Below are 19,762 nucleotides of genomic sequence, written 5' to 3'. Positions count from 1 at the left end.
CCTTTTTCCCGTGAATCCGCTGCGTCACCTTCTTCTCGTTGTCGCTCTTGTCCTTGGTCAGTTGCTGACCGGGGTGCATGCCGTCGAGCATGCGGCGAGCCGGGAGGAGGGGCTGCCGACGCACACCTGCCAGCTTTGTCTGGCGGCACACGACCTCAGCGCCGCGCTGCCTTCGGTCGCCAGCTTGCCGCCAGTCGTGCTGCCTGCCTGGCTGCCGGAATACCTGACTTCGCCCGGTCGGGCGGACTGGCCGTCGCCCGTCGCCTGCCAGCGCGGTCCGCCCCGCACCTGAAAATTGCCTCTTGTTTCCGAGTGGATGCGACCGGATGGTGGCGTCCGCTCGTCATGCAATTTTCAGGAGTATTCCATGCAAAAACGTATTGCCATGGCTGCCATGCTGGCTGCCACCTTTGGCGCGCAGGCCGCCGATCATTCCGAACTCGCTGCCATCCGTGCCCAGATCGACGACATGAAGCGGGCCTACGAGCAGCGCATCGCCGCTCTCGAACAGAAACTTGCCCAGGCCGAATCCCGCCCGGCAGCCAAGCCGGCACCTGCTACGGTGCAGTCCGAGCGTACCGACAGCCGCCGCCCGGCGGCCGGCCCGGCGAGCGGTTTCAACCCCGAGGTTTCGCTGATCCTGCAAGGCCAGTACAAGAACATGAAGGATGTCCCGGAGCGCGGCATCACCGGGTTCTGGCCGGCCGGTGGCCACGATCACGGCGAGGGGGCGATCGAGGGCATCAGCAAGCGCGGTTTCTCGGTCGATCACACTGAGCTGGTGCTGGCCGCCAATATCGACCCTTACTGGCGCGGCCAGGCCATCATTGCCGCTATCGATGGCACGGCGGAGGTTGAGGAGGCCTGGTTCCAGTCGCTTGGCCTTGGTCACGGCATTGGCCTGAAGGGCGGCCGTTTCCGTTCCGGTATCGGCTATCTGAACGAGCAGCATCCGCATATGTGGGATTTTGCCGATGCGCCGCTGATGTACCGTGCGCTGTTCGGCAATCACGGCAGTTACACCAACGACGGCGTGCAGCTGAAATGGCTGGCGCCGACCGATACCTTCATCGAACTGGGGGCCGAAATGGGGCGTGGCGCCAATTTCCCGGGCACCGACCGCAACAAGAACGGCAGCGGTGCAGCGGCCGTGTTTGCGCATGTCGGTGGCGAAGTCGGTGTTTCGAACAGTTGGCGGGCCGGAGTTTCCTACCTGACGACGCAGGCCAAGTCGCGTGCCGCCCATTTTGCGGGTACCGTGGATGACGAAGTCGAGGGGCTGTTCGATGGTCGATCGCAGAACTTCATCGCTGATCTTGTCTGGAAATGGGCGCCGAACGGCAATCCGAAATACCAGAATTTCAAGTTCCAGACCGAGTATTTCCAGCGCCGTGAAAAGGGCGATCTGACCTGCGCAACCCCCGAAGGTGCTGCTGCGACGGTTGCGTGCGATGGCATGCTATCCGCCTACCGTACCCGTCAGTCCGGCTGGTATGCCCAGGGTGTCTATCAATTCACACCGAACTGGCGGGCCGGCTTGCGCTACGAGCAGCTGGACAGCGGCCGGCGGGATTTCGGTGACAACGCAGCCTATCTGGTTGTCGACAGCTATCGTCCGAAGAAGGCCTCGGCGATGATCGATTACAGCTGGAGCGAGTTTTCGCGTGTCCGTCTGCAGTACGCCCAGGACAAGTCGATGTTCGGCATCACCGACAATCAGGTGACGGTGCAGTACATCATGAGTCTCGGTGCCCACGGCGCCCACAAGTTCTAGGAGGCTGCATGAGACATTTCGTATTTTCCCTGTTCACCCTGCTGCTGGCATGCGGGGCGCAGGCTGAACTGCGGGTCTTCGCCACGGTGCCGGAGTGGGCCGCGCTGGCCCGCGAACTCGGCGGTGACCGGGTCAAGGTCTACAGTGCGACCAGCGCATTCCAGGACCCGCATCGCATCGAGGCCAAGCCTTCCCTGCTCGCCCAGGCGCGGCAGGCGAACCTGGTTGTCGCGGCCGGTGCGGAATTGGAGGTTGGCTGGCTGCCGTTGGTTTTGCGCGATTCGGGCAATGCCGCGATCCAGCCCGGGCGACCGGGGTATTTCGAGGCGGCGGCCTGTGTCGATCGTCTCGAGGTACCGAGCGTCGTCGATCGGGCGCACGGTGATGTGCATGCCGCCGGCAATCCACACATCCACCTCGATCCGCACCGGGTACAGAAGGTGGCCGAGGCACTGGCGGCCCGCCTGGCCGAGGTTGACGCGCCGAACGCCGCCACCTACCAGGCCAACCTGAAGGCCTTTTCCGGCAAGTGGCAGGCCGCCATTGCCCGCTGGGAGCGTGAGGGCGCGCCCCTGAAAGGAGTCGGCGTGCTGGTGCATCATGCCAGCTTCACCTACCTGACCCACTGGCTGGGCATGAAGGAGTTGGGCACGCTTGAACCGAAACCGGGCATTGAACCGACCAGCGGCCAGTTGAGCGGGCTGCTCGCCCGCCAGCAGGCGGCGCCGGCCCGTATGGTGTTGCGCACGGCCTACAACCCGGAGGGACCAAGCCAGTGGATCGCCGGCAAGAGCGGCACGCCGGCCGTGCTGTTGCCTTACACGGTGGGCGGCACGCCAGCGGCCAAGGATCTGGTTGGCCTGTTCGACGACACGCTGCAACGTCTGCTGCAGGCGGTTCGGTGAGCGTCCTGCTGCATCTGGAGGGCCTGGTGGCCGGCTGGCAGCAGCCGGCCACCAGGCCGGTCGAGCTGTCCCTGGCGGCTGGCGAGATCGTCGGCCTGACCGGCCCGAATGGCGTTGGCAAGAGCACCGTGCTGGCCGCCATTGCTGGCCGCGCCCGCGTGTTTTCCGGTCGCCTGACGCGCCCGGCCGGGCTGCGCCTCGCCCTGCAGACGCAGGACGTTCCGCCGGTCGTCGGTGTGCCCTTGTCCGGCCGCGAATTGCTCGCCCTGACCGGGGCCAGTCCGATCGGCCTGCCGCCCTGGCTGGCCGACCGCCTCGACCAGCGACTCGATCGCCTGTCCGGCGGCCAGCGCCACTACCTGGCGCTGTGGGCAGTTCTCGACACGCCGGCCGACCTGGTTCTGCTCGACGAGCCAACCAACAATCTCGACCGGGCTGGCGTCGCCCACCTCGCTCGCCACCTGCGCGATCTGGCGGCCGGCGGGCGCGGCATCCTGGTCGTCAGCCACGATGCCGGCTTCGTCGCGGCAGCCTGCGACCGTGTCGTCACCCTGGAGCCCTGCGATGTGGAATGAGCTGTTTCTGCTGCCTTTCCTGACCGGCCTGGCGTTGGCCATCGTTCTGCCCTTGCTCGGCGCCTACCTGCGCTTGCGCGACGAATGGCTCGCCGCGCTTTCCTATGCCCACATCGCCGCGGCTGGCGCCTTGCTCGCCTTGGTATCCAGTCTGCCGCCCGCTGCCGGTGGCATCGGCACCGCGCTGGCGGCAGGCGCCGGCAAGCGGTTTTTCGCCGCCCGCCTGAGTGGCGGCGCAAGCTATGCCCTGCTCCTGCTCGGTAGTTGGTCGGTCGCCGTCCTGCTGGCTGCCAACCATCCGCTGGCCGAGCGCCTGGGGCATGCCCTGTTCGATGGCCAGCTCTATTTTGCCGATGGGGCTACCCTGGCCCTGGTTGCCATCGGGGGGGCCATCTCGCTGCTGGCGCTGCGCGCCTTGTCGCGCAGTTTGCTGCTGGCCCATCTCTACCCGGATTTCTTCCGCATTCGCGGCCTGCGCGCCTGGCCCATACAACTTGGCTTCGATGTGCTGGCGGCCCTATGCCTCGCCCTCGCGACCATGAGTCTCGGCGTGATGGGGGCCTTCGCCCTCGTTTTCATCCCGCCCTGGCTGGCTTTCCGGCGGGCGGCCAGTTGGCGGGGCGGCTTGTGGCGCGCGCTGGTCATCGGTCTGGCCGCCTACCTCGGTGCCTTTGGCGTGGCCTTGTGGCTGGATCAACCCTTCGGGCCGATTCTTGCCCTCCTGCTCGTCGGGATCGGCTTGATCATTGCATGAAGCGGGGCGGCATGCTAAAAGTTCGACTCTGCATGCGGAGTAGTCATGGTTTTTTCGTTTTTCAAGAAGCAGCCCAACAAGATGCCCGAGCGTCCGGCCGCCAAGCCGCGCCCGGTTACGCCGGTATCCGAGGCCAAGCCGCAGCAGACGGAAGCCGAAGAGCAATCCAGGCCCTTGCCGGAGCCGTTGCCAGACCTTGAGTTCACGGCCAGCCGTCCCCTCGCCGAGGCACCCGCCGAGAGCCGTCCACCGGCACCGGTTGCTGCTGCCGCACCGACCCCGGTGGTACCCGCAGACGATTTCACCTTCGACGATTTCGACAGCCAGTTCACCAACTCCAGCGTCATGGGCATCGATGTCGATCATGACGTCGACCCGCTGCAGGCCTGCGTCGAGCAGGTCGTCGTCCTCTATGCCAATGGTCAGGATGGTGCCGCCCGTTCGCTGCTTGAGACCTTTGTCCGCTCCTACCACGGCGTAGAAGGCAAGCGTTTCTGGCTGCTGCTTTTTGATTTGCTGCAGATCAGCGGCGACCGCGCCGCCTTTGAGAAACTCGGCGTCGACTATGCCGAGGCCTGCGAAACCTCGCCGCCGACCTGGTCGACGCATCTGCCCGCAACCCAGCCGATGGCCGGGGGGCTCGGCCCCAACAAGATTTTCCTGCAAGGGGTGCTGACCTCGGAAAGCGCGTTACCGGTCGCCGAACTGACCCGCCTGGTCGGCCAGAAGGCCGATGTCTGCGTCGATTGCACCAAGCTGATCGGTTGCGATGACGAGGTGGCTGCCCAGTTGGCCGACCTGTTGACCAGGGCGCGCAAGCTGCGGCTGGGTGTCAGCCTGCTCGGTGTCGAGCCTTTCATGGAGCGCCTGAATAGCCGCCTGGTGGCTGGTGACTCCAGTCATGAAGCGAGCTGGCGCCTGCTGCTTGAATTGCTGCAGCGGCATGGAACACAGGAGCAATTCGAGGAGCGGGCGGTCGATTACGCCATCACCTTCGAACTGTCGCCGCCCTCCTGGGAGCCCTTGCCGGCCGCGCCGGCCATGGCGGCTGCCGGGGGCAACGGGAAGCAGGACGATGCCCATTACTTGGTGGGCGAACTGAAAGGCTGCCGCTTCGAGGATTTGCCGCAGATCGTCGAGGGCATGGCGCAGCCGGTGCTCGATTTCTCCCGGGTCACGCGCCTCGATTTCATTTCGGCCGGGCAACTGGTCAATCGCTTGGCGCCGATCAAGGCGGCCGGGCGCGAAGTTGTCATCCGCAGTCCGAACCATCTCGTTGCCGAGCTGATGGCCGTCGTCGGTCTCAACAAGCAGGCACGCATCATCGTTCCCAAGTCTTAAGGTAGAAACATGGAGCAATATCACGGCACCACGATCCTGTCGGTGCGCCGGGGCAATCGCGTCGCGATGGGTGGCGACGGCCAGGTCACGCTCGGCAACATCGTCGTCAAGGCCACCGCCAAGAAGGTGCGCCGCCTCTATCAGGGGCGCATCCTGGCCGGTTTTGCTGGCGGCACGGCCGATGCCTTTACGCTGTTCGAGCGTTTCGAGGCCAAGCTGGAGAAGCACCAGGGCAATCTGGTGCGCTCGGCCGTCGAGCTGGCCAAGGACTGGCGTTCCGACCGCGCCCTGCGCCGCCTGGAGGCCATGCTGTCGGTCGCTGACCGTGAATCCTCGCTGATCATCACCGGCAACGGCGATGTGCTGGAGCCGGAGCAGGGTATCGTCGCCATCGGTTCGGGGGGGACCTATGCGCAGGCTGCAGCCCGCGCCTTGCTCGAAAACACCGAGTTGCCGCCGCTCGACATCGTCACCAAGTCGTTGGAAATTGCCGGCGACCTGTGCATCTACACCAACCGCAACTTCACGCTGGAGACGCTGGAATGACGACCATGACGCCGAAGGAGATCGTCTCCGAACTCGACAAGCACATCGTCGGCCAGAACAACGCCAAGAAGGCCGTGGCCATTGCCCTGCGCAACCGCTGGCGGCGCGCCCAGGTGGCCGAGCCGTTGCGCCAGGAAATCACCCCCAAGAACATCCTGATGATCGGCCCGACCGGCGTCGGCAAGACCGAGATCGCCCGCCGCCTGGCCCGCCTGGCCAATGCGCCCTTCATCAAGGTCGAGGCAACCAAGTTCACCGAGGTCGGTTACGTCGGCCGCGATGTCGAGACCATCATCCGCGACCTGGTCGAGATGGCCATCAAGTCGGGGCGGGAACGGGCCATGAAGGGCATGCGTGCCCGGGCCGAGGATGCCGCCGAGGAGCGCGTGCTCGATGCCCTGCTGCCGCCAGCCCGCAGTCCCGGTTTCTTCGCCGAGAACAATGCGGCGGGCGGCGAGGAGAACGCTACCCGTCAGAAGTTCCGTAAGAAGCTGCGTGAGGGTGAACTGGACGACAAGGAAATCGACATTGACGTTGCCATGCCGGCGATGCAGGCGGAAATCTTCGCACCGCCCGGCATGGAGGAACTGACCCAGCAGATCCAGGGCATGTTCCAGAACATGGGCGGCGGCAAGAAGAAGTCGCGCAAGCTGAAGATCAAGGAAGCGCTCAAGCTGCTCACCGACGAGGAAGCGGCCAAACTGGTCAATGACGAGGAAGTGAAGCTGGAGGCAGTCAAGGCCGTCGAGCAGAACGGCATCGTCTTCCTCGACGAGATCGACAAGGTGACCGGGCGCTCCGATGCACAAGGTGCCGACGTGTCTCGCCAGGGCGTGCAGCGCGACCTGCTGCCGCTGGTCGAAGGGACGACGGTATCGACCAAGTACGGCATGATCCGCACCGATCACATCCTGTTCATCGCCTCGGGCGCTTTTCATCTCTCCAAGCCGTCCGACCTGATCCCCGAACTGCAGGGCCGTTTTCCCATCCGCGTCGAACTGGATTCGCTGTCGGTGGCTGATTTCGAGTGCATCCTGACCCAGACCGATGCCTGCCTGACTAAGCAGTATCAGGCTTTGCTGGAGACGGAAGGCGTTGCCGTCGAATTTGCCGATGACGGCATCCGCCGCATGGCGGAGATCGCCTATCAGGTGAACGAAAAGACCGAAAACATCGGCGCCCGCCGCCTGCACACGGTGATGGAGAAACTGCTCGAGGAAGTCTCCTTCGAGGCCGGCAAGATCGGGCTCGACAAGGTGGTGGTCGATGCCGCCTATGTCAATGAGAAACTCGGCGAAGTCGCGGCCGACGAGGACTTGTCGCGCTACGTGCTGTAATTTGCGGCGGCCGGGCTAGGGGAAGCCCCTACAGTCCGGCCGGCGGCACCCCGCTACAATCCGGCCACTTCTATTCCCCAGAAAGCGCCCATTGGACGAGCAAAGCCTGAGCTTCCGCCTGCTGGCCATCCTGTTTCCCATTTTCGGCATCGTTGCGGCCGGCTATTTCTATGGTCGCAAGCACAAGCCGGAAATGGCGGTCGCCAACCGGCTGAACATGGATGTTTTCGTGCCAGCCCTGGTTTTTGCAGCAATGGCCGGCAAATCCTTCGATCTGGCAGCCTACGCGCCCTTGGCGCTGGGCGGTTTCCTGCTCCTTGCGGCCTGCGGTCTACTGGCCTGGCCCATCTCGCGCCTGATCGGCATGCAGCCGAAAACCCTGGTGCCGCCGATGCTGTTCAACAACTCCGGCAACATCGGCCTGCCGCTCGCCGTGCTGGCCTGGGGCGAGGATGCGTTGCCGGCCGCGGTCATCCTGTTTATGGTCGAGAACACCTTGCACTTTTCCTTTGGCGCCCGCCTGCTCGATCCGACGACGCGCTTGTTGACGCTCTGGCGCATCCCGGTTGTCGCCGCCGCCATCGCCGGGCTGGCTGTGGCCTTGCTGAAGATTCCGGTATGGCAGCCGCTGGTCATCGCGATCAAGATGCTGGGCGACGTATCGGTGCCGCTGCTGCTCTTCTCGCTCGGCGTCCGGATGACCGATGTCAATTTCCGCGAATGGCAGGTAGCCGTCGGGAGTGCCCTGCTACGACCGCTCGCCGGCATGGCTATCGCCTATGGTGTGATCGCCCTGCTCGGGCTGCAGGGGCGCGATGCAGCCATGCTGCTGGTGTTCGGCGCCTTGCCGCCGGCTGTGCTCAATTTCCTGTTTGCCGAACGCTACAAGCAGGAGCCGCAGCGTGTGGCGTCCATCGTGCTGATCGGCAACCTGGCGGCGCTGATCTTCCTGCCGCTCGCCCTGGCGCTCGTTCTTTAGCGGCTGAAACGGTCCATTTGCCGGCGGTCGCGCTTGGTCGGCCGACCGTGAATGTCGGCAGCCGGCTCGACCTCGAACTTGCGGCGCATCTGCTCGGCCTCGCGCGCTGCGCGGCTCTCCGCCGTTTCCTCGTAGAGCAGACGCGCCTCGCTGGCCGGACCGCGTTTTTCGGAAAGGGCCAGGACGATGACTTCCCAGCGCGTATCGCCGTTGAAGATGTCGAGCCGATCACCGGCCTTGATCTCGCGCGCCGGCTTGGTCGGTGCGCCATTCAACTTGATCTTGCCGCCACTGACGGCATCGGTGGCCAGGGAGCGCGTCTTGAAGAAACGCGCCGCCCACAGCCACTTGTCGAGCCGGATGCCGCTCACTGCGGAAGGATGGATTCGCCGGCGTAGAGTTGTTCGACGGTTTCGCGCTGGCGAATGACATGCACGGCATCGCCATCGACCATCACTTCGACCGCACGCGGCCGGGTGTTGTAGTTGGAGGCCATCGCCATGCCGTAGGCGCCGGCCGACATGACGGCCAGCAGGTCGCCCGGCTGGACGCAGAGCGGACGGGCCTGGCCGAGGAAATCGCCCGTTTCGCAGACCGGACCGACCACGTCGTAGTCACGGGTCGCCCCGTCGCGCGGTTCGACCGGCTCGATGTCGTGCCAGGCTTCGTACAGCGCCGGGCGCATCAGGTCGTTCATTGCGGCGTCGATGATGGCGAAATTCTTGCCTTCGCCTTCCTTCAGGAACTCGATGCGGGTCAGCAGCAGGCCGGCATTGCCGACCAGGCGCCGGCCCGGTTCGAGCACGACCTGCAGGCCGCGGCCCTGGAGCTTGTCGAGCAGCGGGTTCAGGTAGGAGGCAACGGTGGGTTGCACCTGCTCGGCCTTGTACTTGATACCCAGGCCGCCGCCAAGATCGATGTGGTGCAGCGTGATGCCTTCATCGGCCAACTGGTCGATCAGGGCGAGGATGCGCTCCAGTGCCTCGACAAAGGGCGACGGATCGAGCAACTGCGAACCGATGTGGCAGTCGATGCCGGCCACCGCGATATGGGGCAGGGCGGCGGCACGGCGATAGAGATCGAGTGCATGCTCGTAGGCGACGCCGAACTTGGCCTCCTTGAGGCCGGTCGAGATGTAGGGGTGGGTCTTCGGATCGACGTTCGGATTGACGCGCAGGCTGATCGGTGCCTGCTTGCCGCACTGGCCGGCGACTTCGTTCAGGCGCTCCAGTTCCGGGATCGACTCGATGTTGAAGCAGAAAATCCCGGCATCCAGTGCCAGCTTCATTTCCGCAGCCGTCTTGCCAACGCCCGAGAAGACCACCTTTTTCGGGTCGGCGCCCGCCGCCAGCACGCGCTGCAATTCGCCGCCGGAGACGATGTCGAAGCCGGCACCAAGGCGGGCGAACAGGTTCAGGATGGCGAGGTTGGAATTGGCCTTGACGGCATAGCAGACCAGCGCGTCCTGGCCGGCCGGGTGCGCGGTCAACACATCCTGGAATTCGCGCAGCGAAGCGGTCAGTGCGGCCCGCGAATAAACGTAGGCCGGCGTGCCGAATCGTTCGGCGATGGCGGACAGGGCAACGGATTCGACGTGCAGGACGCCGTTCTTCAGGGCAAAGGAACTCATGGCTTCGGGGTCTGGGTGTCCGTGCTAACATCCTGGCCAGTTTTGACCGGCTGGACCTTGGTCGACGGAGCGGGTTTCGGGTTGCCGAACAGCGGTTCCGGCGCCGGGCCGGACGGTCGTTCGAGCGGGCCTTTCATGCCACAGGCGGCAAGGCCTAGAGTGATCAGTAAGGCAGCGATTCTGGACATGTTCGGGGCGCTGTCGGCGAAGAGCGGGATGGTAGCACACCATGGAAGACAGCGAATTCAACACTCTGGCCGGCCAGACCCTGGCGCGGATCGAGGCGGCCCTTGAGGCCAGTGAGGCGGATATCGACTTCGAATTGGCCCCGGGCGGCATTCTGGAAATCGAATTTGCCGACGGGAGCAAGATCATCATCAATCGCCATGGCGTTTCCCAAGAGATCTGGGTTGCGGCCAAGGCAGGCGGCTTTCATTTCCGCTGGGATGGTGCTGCCTGGCGAGATACCCGCGACAACGCCGAACTGCTGGCCAAACTCTCCACCCTCGCCAGCCAGCAGGCAGGCGAGGCCATTTCGCTCGCCTGATCAGTCGCTGGGCGGTGTGCTGAGGTCAGGCTTGGGTAGTGGGCTGGTGTCGGGCGCCTCGCCTTCGCCGTCCGGCTGCGTGCGGACGTTCTCAGCGTAAACATACGTCCGTTCGCGTCCTTCGCCGTAGGCGACCAGTCCTTCCGGCATGGACGGCAATTGGACCGGAACATCCTTCAGGGCACGCCCCATATAGCCGATCCAGATGGGTAGTGCCGCGGCACCGCCGGTTTCCCGGTCGCCCAGTTTGCGCGGCTGATCGAAGCCGATCCAGGCGCAGCCGGCGACTGTCATCTGGTAGCCGCAGAACCAGGCATCGACATATTCGTTGGTCGTTCCCGTCTTGCCGGCCAGATCCTGACGCTTCAGGAGGGCCGAGGCCTTGGCGGCCGTACCGTAAATGGTCACATCGCGCAGCATGGAGTCCATCATGAAGGCGTTGCGCGGGTCGATGCTGCGAATTGTCTCGTTGCCGGCCTCGATTTCAGCCGAGCGGGCGACGACCTGATCGCGTTCGTCGCGGATTTCGCGCACGACGAAGGGATTCACCTTGTAACCGCCGTTGGCGAATACGGCGTAACCGGTCACCATCTGCCAAGGCGTGACCGAGCCGGCACCCAGTGCCATGGTCAGGTAGGGGGGGTGCTTGGCGGGGTCGAAACCGAAGCGGCCGGCGTAGTCCTGGGCGTAATGCGTACCGATCGACTGCAGGATGCGGATCGACACCATGTTTTTTGACTTGGCCAGCGCCGTCCGCAACTTCATCGGCCCTTCGTACTTGCCGTCGTAGTTATGCGGCTCCCAGGCCTGGGAGCCGGTCTGGCTGGCCGGGATGACGATCGGTTCGTCGGCGATGACGCTGCCCGGGTTGTAGCCCTTTTCGAGCGATGCGGAGTAGATGAAGGGTTTGAAGCTGGAACCTGGCTGGCGCCAGGCCTGGGTGACGTGGTTGAACTTGTTGCGGTTGAAATCGAAGCCGCCGACTAACGCCCGGATGGCGCCATCCCGCGGATCGACGGCGACGAAGGCGGATTCGACTTCCGGCAGCTGGCTGATCTGCCAGCTGCCCTTGTCGTCCTTGAGCAGGCGAACGATGGCGCCACGCTTCAGACGCTTGTTGGGCGGCGCCTTGTCGTCCAGCATGCGGGCTGCGAATTTGATCGCATCGCCGGTCAGCGTCACGACTTCTCCACCCTTGCGGTAAACCTTGATCTGCTTGGCATCGGCCGCCAGGACCAACGCGGGAATCAGGTCGCCGGCATCGGGAAATTCCTGCAGCGCTTCGTCGATGGCCTCGTCCTGGTCGGACTGGATATCCTTCATGTCGAGATAGGATTCGGCGCCGCGATAGCCGTGGCGCCGGTCGTAATCCATCACGCCCTTGCGCAGGCTGAGGTAGGCCGCTTCCTGCTCAGCCTTGATGATGGTCGTGTAGACCTTCATGCCGCGCGAGTAGACTTCTTCCGGAAAGCGCTCGGCGGTAATCTGCCGGGCCATTTCCGCGACGTATTCGGCATGTACCGCATAGCCCGCCAGTTCGCGCTTGACGACCAGCGGTTCCTTCAATGCAGCGGCATGCTGCGTGTCGTTGATGTAGCCGAGCTCGTGCATGCGCCGCAAGACATATTGCTGCCGGATCCGGGCCCGGTTCGGATTGACGACTGGGTTGTAGGCCGATGGCGCCTTGGGTAGGCCGGCCAGCATGGCAGCCTCGGCAATGGAAATATCCTTGAGCGGCTTGCCGAAATAGATCTGAGCGGCGGCGGCAAAGCCGTAGGCGCGCTGGCCGAGGAAGATCTGGTTGATGTACAACTCGAATATCTGGTCCTTGCTCAGGTTGCTCTCGATCTTGAAAGACAGCAGTGCCTCGTACAACTTGCGGGTGTAGGTTTTTTCACCGGTCAGGAAGAAGTTGCGTGCCACCTGCTGGGTGATAGTCGATGCGCCCTGCCGCTTGCCGCCACCGATCAGGTTGGCTCCGGCTGCCCGCAGGATGCCGGTGTAGTCGATGCCGCCATGTTGATAGAAGCGATCATCCTCGGCAGCCAGGATGGCATTCTTGAGGACGGTAGGAACGTCCTGGAAGGCGACCACGGCCCGGCGTTCCTCGCCGTATTCGCCAATCAAAAAACCGTCCGAGGTATACACGCGTAGCGGAATCTTTGGTCGGTAATCCGTCAGTACCTCGAGCGAGGGCAGGTTCGGATAGGTCAGGATCAGGACGATTAGCACCATGGCCACCCCGATTGCTGCCAGCCCGAAAAGGAATATGACAGGATAGAGAATCAGGCGTAGCGTAAGGGGCAGTGAAGGCACGATCAGCGTGGGGTGAAATTGACGTTGTGGCGATTATACGCCGGGCCATTTTCCGGTCGTGAAAATGCTTTACATGCCTATAGGTTGTTGCTAGCATCTGAAGTGAATTATTGGTTGTTTTTGTAACTTCGTAATCCGTAAGGACTTTTTGGGGGTCTGGTGGGCTTCGATATCTCGGCGTTGTTAAATCCTAAGGCACGCTCCCTGTTCGGCCTGGACATCAGTTCCTCTGCCGTCAAAATGGTTGAGCTGACTGCCAATGGGAAAGACGGCTATCGCGTTGAGCGCTACACCATCGAGGTGTTGCCCAAGGATGCGGTGTCCGATGGCAATATCGCTAACTTGGACGGGGTCGTTGATTGCGTCAAGCGTGCCTGGAAGCGCATGGGCACTTCGACACGCAACGTGGCCATGGCGCTCCCGGGGTCTGCGGTCATTACGAAAAAGATCATCGTCCCGGCAGGCTTGCGCGAGGAAGAACTCGAGGGGCAGGTTGAGACAGAAGCCAATCAGTACATTCCCTTCGCCATCGACGAAGTCAATCTGGATTATCAGGTCTTGGGTCCGGCGCCGGCTGTACCAGACGAACTCGAGGTGCTGATCGCGGCGTCCAAGAAGGAGCGCGTCGAGGATCGTGTGGCGGTTGCTGATGCGGCAGGGCTGAAGGCCGTTGTTATCGATGTCGAATCCTTCGCCTCACTGGCTGCGTTCGAGTTGATCGAGCGCCAGTTGCCCGAGGCAGGCAAGAATCAGGTCGTCGCACTGATCGATGCCGGGGCCAACGCGATGAATCTGACGGTTTTACGTAACGGCCAGCAGGTTTATGCCCGAGAGCAGGCTTTCGGTGGCGGCCAACTGACGCAGGATATCGCGCGACACTACGGCATGAGCATCGAGGATGCCGAAGCCGCCAAGCGGGCGGGTAATTTGCCTGAAGGTTACGAGGTCGAGTTGCTCAATCCGTTCATGGAAAACCTGGCGCTGGAAGTGTCGCGTGCCTTGCAGTTCTTCTTTACGTCGACCCAGTACAACCAGGTCGATCACATTGTTCTGGCGGGTGGTTGTGCCGTCATTCCCGGCATCGATGAAGTGGTCGCCACCCGGACACAGGTCAATACCCTGATCGCCAATCCCTTCGCCAACATGGTGTTGTCCGATCGTGTTCGCGCCAAGAGCCTGCTGGCTGACGCCTCCTCGCTGATGGTGGCGTGCGGCCTGGCACTGCGGAGGTTCGATCCATCATGATTCGCATTAACCTCCTCCCGCATCGCGAGGAAGCCAAGAAAGCCCGGCGTGAACAGTTCATGGTTCTTGCCGGCCTTGTGTTTGTGCTTGCCGCACTCGTCGTTTTCGCCGGCTACACGCTGATCGGCAATGCGATCAGCAACCAGGAGAACTCCAACGAATTTCTCAAGCGGGAAATCGCCGTCCTGGACAAGCAGCTGGATCAGATCAAGCGTCTGAAGGAGCAGACACAGGCTTTGCTGGCACGCAAGCAGGTCATTGAAAATCTGCAGCGTGACCGTGGTGAAACAGTTTATCTGCTGAACGAACTGGTCAGGCAGGTACCGGAGGGTATCTATCTGAAGTCGTTGAAACAGGACGGGCTGAAGGTCGGCGTTGTCGGTCATGCCCAGTCGAATGCCCGGATTTCCGCTCTGATGCGCAATCTGGAAGCATCGCCATGGCTTGAGCAGCCGCAGTTGGTCGAGAGCAAGGCGGTGGTCGTCAACGGGCGCCGTGTCTACGAGTTCGGCATGAACTTCGTACTGACCCGGGTTAAGCCAGATGACGTGAAGGAGAAAAAGTAGTGAACGCGAAATCCATCTCCTTGCCGAAAGTGGACTTCCAGTCCATCGCGGATGATTTCCGGTTCATGAACCCGAATGATCCGGGTGCGTGGCCGCTGATACCCAAGATAACGGTTCTGGTCGGGTTGTTCGTCGCCATCGTCGCTGCCGGTTGGTGGTTTGTCTGGAGCGATCAATTACTTGATCTCGAAACCAAGGAGCGGGAAGAGGAGACGCTCAAGCAGCAGTATCTCGACAAGAAGCGTCAGGCCGTCAATCTTGACCTCTACGTGCAACAGTTGGCGGAAATTGATCGCTCATTCGGCGCGCTGCTCAAGCAGCTGCCGGACAAGTCCGAAATCGAGGCGCTGCTGATCGAGATCAACCAGGCCGGCCTGGGTCGTGGCCTGCAGTTTGAATTGTTCAAGCCGGGACAGGAGCAAATCAAGGACTTCTATGCCGAGTTGCCGATTGCCGTCAAGATCAACGGGGGCTATCACGATTTCGGGGCATTCGCGGCTGATATCGCCAAGCTGCCGCGCATTGTGACTCTGAACAACATATCCATAGCGCCCATCAAGGATGGGGGGCAATTGTCTCTCGATGCGACAACCAAGACCTTCCGGTATCTCGATGAAGAAGAGGTGGCCCGGCAGAAGAAAGCTGAGCAAGAGAAGAAGGCTGCGCAAGGAGCGAAAAAGTGAAACGTCTATTGCTCATTGCTTTCTGTGGTGCGCTGGGGGCATGCACGGGTGGAGATCACGAAGATCTCAAACAATGGATGGCCGACAACACCAAGGATATGCGGGGAAGCGTTCCGAAGTTACCTGATGTCAAACCCTACGAGCCTGTTCCTTATGAAATGGACGGGACGCTTGATCCCTTCAAACCAAACAAGATCGAGCCGGAGTCGAGGTACAAGCAACTGGCCGGCAAGGGCGGTGCGTTCATGCCAGATTTCGAAGCACGAGAGATTCGCAATAGCTTGCTGGAGAAGTACCCGATCGAGTCGCTGAAAATGATCGGTTTCATGAATGTCAACCGGAAACCGATGGCTGTCATTCAAGTTGAAGACAAGATCAAGCAGGTCAAGGTGGGGGATTACATGGGGCTCGACTTTGGCATGGTGACCCAGGTCACGGATACCGAAGTGCAGTTGCGGGAATTGATACAGGATTCTGCCGGAGACTGGACTGAACGCAAGAGTTCGCTCTACCTGCAGAGCAAGGAGGGAAGCAAGAAATGAAATTCATCAAACACGCAATGGCCGCTTTTGTAGTGTGTCTTGCTTTGTCGCCAAGCGTTCGCGCCGAGGCGCAGCCTTCAAATGCGATTGAGGCCGTCAATGTAGCTCAGCAAGGAAATGATATTTCGTTGCGCATCGACATGAAGGAACCGCTGGCATCTCCTCCGCCAGGCTTCAGTGTTGCCAACCCGGCCAAAATTGCTCTGGATTTTCAATCGACAGCCAATGCGCTGGGGAAAAATAGTCAGGTAATCAACCAAGGTGATTTGCGCAGCCTGAATGTTGTCCAGGTGGGTGACCGTACTCGCTTGGTTCTGAACCTGGTGAAAAATCTCAATTTCAAGACGAGGCTTGAGGGAAAGTCGCTGTATGTGACTCTGTCCCCCGTTGAGCGCGTTTCCGATACGACAGCAACCCGTTCAACTCGTTTCGCCGAAGAGAGCCTCGTGGGAACGAGGCATTCGGTGAATGACGTGATGTTTCGTCGTGGTAAGGATGGCGAGGGACGCATCATCGTCGATTTGAGTGATTCCGGGACGGGGATTGATATTCGGCAACAGGGCTCGAATCTGATCGTCGATTTCATGAAAACGACTGTGCCGGATCGTTTGCGCCGTAAATTGGATGTCACAGATTTCGCGACGCCGGTAACTGCCGTGGAAACCCGCGCCAACGGAGATAACGTACGCATGGTAATCACCCCGAAGGGCTTGTGGGAGCACAATGCCTACCAGAGTGACAACCAGTTCATCGTCGAAGTGAAGCGTATTGTCGAGGATCCGAACAAGCTCGTTCAGGGAGCCAAGGTTGGCTATCAAGGGCCGCGAGTCAGCATCAATTACCAGAATGGGGATGTGCGTGCCCTGTTGCGCCTGATGGCCGAAGAGTTGGGATTGAATGCGGTTATCAGTGAAACCGTAACTGGAACAACGACTCTGGTTCTGAAGGATGTTCCTGCCGATCAAGTGATCGACATCATCTTCCAGCAGAAGGGGCTGGATATGCGCAAGAAAGGCAATATCATCATGATTGCTCCTCGTGATGAAATTGCGACTCGTGAAAAACTTGAGTTTGAATCGAAGCAACAGATCAATGAATTGGAGCCGCTCAAACTGGAGCAGTTCCAGCTGAACTACCAGAAATCAGCTGATGTGGCGCGCCTGCTGGCTGGTTTGCCACCACTGGGACCCGGAGGGATGCCGGTTCCTGCTACGCCGGGCGTAAACGTCGCTGCCCAACGGATCCTGAGTAAGCGAGGCAGCGCAGTAGCCGATCCTCAATCGAATATCCTGTTTGTGAACGATATCCCGAGCAAGTTGGAGGAAATTCGATCCTTTATCGGGGCAATCGATATCGGTGCGCGTCAAGTCTTGATCGAGGCGCGTGTGGTTGAGGCCAGCGATAGTTTCAACAGGAGTCTCGGCGCAAAGCTTAATTTCTTGAATCAAAAGACCAATGTCCTTGGTGGAAGCGGCTGGAATATCACCGGTGGTAGGGTAACCCCATCGACGAGTACTTCGTCTACCTCGAATGGGACGACGACAACCAGCTTCACTCCCGCAACACAGGCGACGCCGCAGACCATCGGGGTGAATTTGCCTGCCTTTTCCTCATCGGGAGGCACCTTGGCCTTGTCGCTCTTCAATTCCAATCTGACCAAGTTCCTCAATCTTGAATTGGCCGCATTGGAATCGGATGGTATTGGAAAGATAATTTCCAGCCCGCGCGTCATTACGGCAAATAACGTGAAGGCCAAGATCGAGGATGGCACCGAAGTGCCCTATATCACGGCCAGCTCGTCGGGCGGTACAACAACCACGACTGTTAACTTCAAGCCAGCCAAACTTTCGTTGGAGGTCGTGCCGCAGATTACCCCCGAGGGTTCCGTCAGAATGGCGTTGATTGTCAAGAAGGAGGAGCCGGATTGGACCAAGGCGGTGAGCGCAAACGGTTACCTCAATCCACCAATCAAGAGTTCAGTGGTTGAGACTAATGTTCTCGTCGAGAACGGTGGCACCGTCGTGATTGGTGGAGTTTTCATGACCAAAACGGAAAATACGGTCGAGAAGGTTCCGTTCCTTGGTGATATTCCCTTCCTTGGCTGGCTGTTTAAGGTCAAGGGGGATAAAGGCGAACGCCGCGAACTTCTGGTCTTCATCACTCCACGCGTGATATCCGACAAGATGCGCATTGATTGATGCAACCCTGAATCCTTGAAAAGGCCGGCCTAGTGCCGGCTTTTTTTGTCTCAATCGCACACTCGGCTAGAATTCGGTCGTGGAAGAACATCGAAACATATATCTGGTCGGTCTGATGGGGGCTGGCAAGACGACAGTTGGGCGGATGCTGGCCAAGCGGCTCGGGCGTCAGTTTCTCGATTCCGATCATGAAATCGTCGAGCGTACGGGCGTCCCGATTCCGACGATTTTCGAGATTGAGGGAGAGGAAGGGTTTCGGCGTCGTGAGGCGCAGACCATCCATGACCTGACCGGCGGTTCTGACTTGGTGCTGGCGACGGGGGGCGGAGTTGTCATGAATCCGGATAACCGGAGTCGCCTGCACGATACGGGGTGGGTTGTTTACCTGAATGTGCCGCCGAGGTTGTTGTATGAACGTACCCGCCATGACCGGAATCGCCCCTTGCTGCAGGTCGGTGATCCATTGGCGAAGCTGGAGGAGCTACATGCTGCACGAGATCCGTTGTATCGTGAGACAGCCCACCTGGTGGTTGATGGCTCCCATCTGGTGGCGGCCGGCATCGTTCAGCATCTAATGAGGGAATTCAACCGCTTATGCAAAGCATGATCGAAACGCTGGAGGTCGCTCTGGGTGAGCGTTCCTACCCCATACATATCGGCCCTGACCTGCTGGCAAGGGCGGATCTGCTGTTGCCGCATTTCAGTCAGAAGAAAGCGGTCGTGGTGACCAATGAAACGGTGGCGCCTCTCTATCTCCAGCGCTTGTGCGCAACCTTGTCCTCGGGGAGTGTTGAAGTACTGCCGGTCATCCTGCCGGATGGGGAGCAATTCAAGAACTGGGAGACCCTGAACCGGGTATTCGATGCCCTGCTGGGGGCCCTTTGTGAAAGAAACACGACGTTGATTGCCTTGGGAGGTGGGGTAATTGGCGATATGGGCGGTTTCGCGGCAGCCTGCTATCAGCGGGGTATGCCTTTCATCCAGGTGCCAACCACCTTGTTGTCGCAGGTGGATTCTTCCGTCGGCGGCAAGACGGCGATCAATCACCCGCTGGGCAAGAACATGATCGGCGCCTTCTATCAACCCAAATTGGTCCTTGCCGACATTTCGACGCTCGATACATTGCCGGATCGCGAACTGAAAGCCGGTCTGGCGGAAATCATCAAATATGGCTTGATTCGTGATCCGGAATTCTTCGACTGGCTGGAAATCAATCTCGATAAGCTGCTAAAGCGGGATCGGATGGCGATGGTTCATGCGGTGCAGCGCTCCTGTGCCAACAAGGCGGCGGTGGTGGCGGCCGACGAGCGGGAGAGTGGTGAGCGCGCCTTGCTCAACTTGGGGCATACCTTCGGCCATGCCATCGAGACCGGCTTGGGCTATGGTGAATGGTTACATGGCGAGGCGGTAGCGGCCGGCACGCTAATTGCTGCGGAACTCTCCTGTCGCCTGGGATGGATTGACGCCGGGACCGTGGCCCGTATCGAAAGGCTGTTCGTTCGGGCTGGTCTGCCGGTAATGGGACCCCACCTTGGCGTCAATCGCTATCTTGAGCTGATGAGTCACGACAAGAAAGTGCTGGATGGAAAGTTGCGTTTGGTGCTCTTGCAACGCATAGGCAAGGCCGTGGTCTCTGACGTGGCGACGGGGGCGCAAATTGCCGAAGCCATTGAGGTGCGATGCACCAAAATGGGGAATATCTGAGGTCTTGCCGGCGAGATTGGTGCGTTGCAGCATCTTGATTCAACAGGGGTTTGCCAGTATATTTAATGGTTGCCTCTAATTTTCGTACAGGCCGATTCGTCGAATATGACGCTCGGCTTT

General features: G+C 60.8%; 21 protein-coding genes. 17 read left to right on the top strand and 4 right to left on the bottom strand.

The window, feature by feature from the left end; all coding sequences use genetic code 11:
- The first annotated feature begins 10 nt into the window (after positions 1-10).
- The 9 genes from K420_RS0103215 to K420_RS0103175 all read left to right on the top strand — a co-directional run bounded on the left by K420_RS0103215 (position 11) and on the right by K420_RS0103175 (position 8,211).
- Complete coding sequence (locus K420_RS0103215) at positions 11-292, top strand: hypothetical protein (RefSeq protein ID WP_157274973.1); 282 nt, start codon at positions 11-13, stop codon at positions 290-292.
- A gap of 75 nt (positions 293-367) precedes the next feature.
- Positions 368-1,774 (top strand): TonB-dependent receptor, encoded by a 1,407-nt coding sequence (locus K420_RS0103210; RefSeq protein ID WP_027456785.1) that lies wholly within the window; start codon positions 368-370, stop codon positions 1,772-1,774.
- 8 nt (positions 1,775-1,782) lie between these two features.
- Complete coding sequence (locus K420_RS0103205) at positions 1,783-2,679, top strand: metal ABC transporter substrate-binding protein (RefSeq protein WP_027456784.1); 897 nt, start codon at positions 1,783-1,785, stop codon at positions 2,677-2,679.
- The gene (locus K420_RS0103200; protein WP_232422726.1) at positions 2,676-3,254 is read left to right on the top strand and encodes an ATP-binding cassette domain-containing protein; all 579 of its coding nucleotides are present in this window, start codon (positions 2,676-2,678) and stop codon (positions 3,252-3,254) included. The genes K420_RS0103205 and K420_RS0103200 overlap by 4 nt, the downstream gene beginning before the upstream one ends.
- The gene (locus tag K420_RS0103195; RefSeq protein ID WP_035854447.1) at positions 3,244-4,008 is read left to right on the top strand and encodes a metal ABC transporter permease; all 765 of its coding nucleotides are present in this window, start codon (positions 3,244-3,246) and stop codon (positions 4,006-4,008) included. Before K420_RS0103200 ends, K420_RS0103195 begins: the two co-directional genes overlap by 11 nt.
- A gap of 45 nt (positions 4,009-4,053) precedes the next feature.
- Complete coding sequence (locus K420_RS0103190; protein WP_027456781.1) at positions 4,054-5,349, top strand: hypothetical protein; 1,296 nt, start codon at positions 4,054-4,056, stop codon at positions 5,347-5,349.
- 9 nt (positions 5,350-5,358) lie between these two features.
- Positions 5,359-5,895 (top strand): ATP-dependent protease subunit HslV, encoded by a 537-nt coding sequence (hslV, locus tag K420_RS0103185; protein WP_027456780.1) that lies wholly within the window; start codon positions 5,359-5,361, stop codon positions 5,893-5,895.
- Positions 5,892-7,232 carry an ATP-dependent protease ATPase subunit HslU gene (hslU, locus tag K420_RS0103180; RefSeq protein ID WP_027456779.1) on the top strand — a complete coding sequence of 447 codons (1,341 nt, stop codon included), beginning with the start codon at positions 5,892-5,894 and terminating at the stop codon, positions 7,230-7,232. Before hslV ends, hslU begins: the two co-directional genes overlap by 4 nt.
- 91 nt (positions 7,233-7,323) lie before the next feature.
- Positions 7,324-8,211, top strand: coding sequence for an AEC family transporter (locus K420_RS0103175; RefSeq protein WP_027456778.1), 888 nt, complete (start codon positions 7,324-7,326; stop codon positions 8,209-8,211).
- Here K420_RS0103175 and K420_RS0103170 read toward each other — a convergent pair.
- The 3 genes from K420_RS0103170 to lptM are packed head-to-tail and all read right to left on the bottom strand — an operon-like array spanning position 8,208 to position 10,029.
- On the bottom strand, positions 8,208-8,573 hold the full coding sequence (locus tag K420_RS0103170; RefSeq protein WP_084019734.1) for an RNA-binding S4 domain-containing protein: 366 nt from the start codon (positions 8,571-8,573) through the stop codon (positions 8,208-8,210). The two genes, K420_RS0103175 and K420_RS0103170, sit on opposite strands and share 4 nt — an antisense overlap.
- 5 nt (positions 8,574-8,578) lie before the next feature.
- Complete coding sequence (lysA, locus tag K420_RS0103165; protein ID WP_027456776.1) at positions 8,579-9,841, bottom strand: diaminopimelate decarboxylase; 1,263 nt, start codon at positions 9,839-9,841, stop codon at positions 8,579-8,581.
- Positions 9,838-10,029 carry an LPS translocon maturation chaperone LptM gene (gene lptM, locus K420_RS19995; RefSeq protein ID WP_084019539.1) on the bottom strand — a complete coding sequence of 64 codons (192 nt, stop codon included), beginning with the start codon at positions 10,027-10,029 and terminating at the stop codon, positions 9,838-9,840. The genes lysA and lptM overlap by 4 nt, the downstream gene beginning before the upstream one ends.
- A gap of 41 nt (positions 10,030-10,070) precedes the next feature.
- Here lptM and cyaY point away from each other — a divergent pair, with 41 nt between their 5' ends.
- A complete protein-coding gene (gene cyaY, locus K420_RS0103155; RefSeq protein ID WP_027456775.1) occupies positions 10,071-10,388 on the top strand; it encodes an iron donor protein CyaY in 318 nt (105 codons plus the stop codon).
- Here the strand turns inward: cyaY and K420_RS17950 are convergent, their stop codons facing one another.
- Positions 10,389-12,623: a penicillin-binding protein 1A gene (locus tag K420_RS17950; protein WP_084019538.1), complete on the bottom strand. Its 2,235-nt coding sequence runs from the start codon at positions 12,621-12,623 to the stop codon at positions 10,389-10,391.
- Between the two features lie 240 nt (positions 12,624-12,863).
- On the opposite strand from K420_RS17950, the gene K420_RS0103145 reads away from it, so the two are divergent.
- The 7 genes from K420_RS0103145 (at position 12,864) to aroB (ending at position 19,642) form a co-directional block, all read left to right on the top strand.
- A complete protein-coding gene (locus tag K420_RS0103145) occupies positions 12,864-13,949 on the top strand; it encodes a pilus assembly protein PilM (RefSeq protein WP_084019537.1) in 1,086 nt (361 codons plus the stop codon).
- On the top strand, positions 13,946-14,515 hold the full coding sequence (locus K420_RS0103140; protein ID WP_027456773.1) for a PilN domain-containing protein: 570 nt from the start codon (positions 13,946-13,948) through the stop codon (positions 14,513-14,515). The genes K420_RS0103145 and K420_RS0103140 overlap by 4 nt, the downstream gene beginning before the upstream one ends.
- Positions 14,515-15,198: a type IV pilus inner membrane component PilO gene (locus tag K420_RS0103135; protein WP_027456772.1), complete on the top strand. Its 684-nt coding sequence runs from the start codon at positions 14,515-14,517 to the stop codon at positions 15,196-15,198. Before K420_RS0103140 ends, K420_RS0103135 begins: the two co-directional genes overlap by 1 nt.
- Complete coding sequence (locus tag K420_RS0103130) at positions 15,195-15,740, top strand: pilus assembly protein PilP (RefSeq protein WP_027456771.1); 546 nt, start codon at positions 15,195-15,197, stop codon at positions 15,738-15,740. The genes K420_RS0103135 and K420_RS0103130 overlap by 4 nt, the downstream gene beginning before the upstream one ends.
- The gene (gene pilQ, locus K420_RS0103125; protein WP_027456770.1) at positions 15,737-17,938 is read left to right on the top strand and encodes a type IV pilus secretin PilQ; all 2,202 of its coding nucleotides are present in this window, start codon (positions 15,737-15,739) and stop codon (positions 17,936-17,938) included. The genes K420_RS0103130 and pilQ overlap by 4 nt, the downstream gene beginning before the upstream one ends.
- A 79-nt stretch (positions 17,939-18,017) precedes the next feature.
- Positions 18,018-18,545, top strand: coding sequence for a shikimate kinase (locus tag K420_RS0103120; RefSeq protein WP_027456769.1), 528 nt, complete (start codon positions 18,018-18,020; stop codon positions 18,543-18,545).
- A complete protein-coding gene (gene aroB, locus K420_RS0103115) occupies positions 18,545-19,642 on the top strand; it encodes a 3-dehydroquinate synthase (RefSeq protein WP_027456768.1) in 1,098 nt (365 codons plus the stop codon). Before K420_RS0103120 ends, aroB begins: the two co-directional genes overlap by 1 nt.
- Positions 19,643-19,762 lie beyond the last annotated feature (120 nt).

It is taken from the genome of Dechloromonas agitata is5, from assembly GCF_000519045.1.
In the GTDB taxonomy this organism is placed as follows: domain Bacteria; phylum Pseudomonadota; class Gammaproteobacteria; order Burkholderiales; family Rhodocyclaceae; genus Azonexus; species Azonexus agitatus.
Note: the sequence above shows the minus strand (reverse complement) of the source record. Positions and strands in the feature narration are given on the sequence as shown.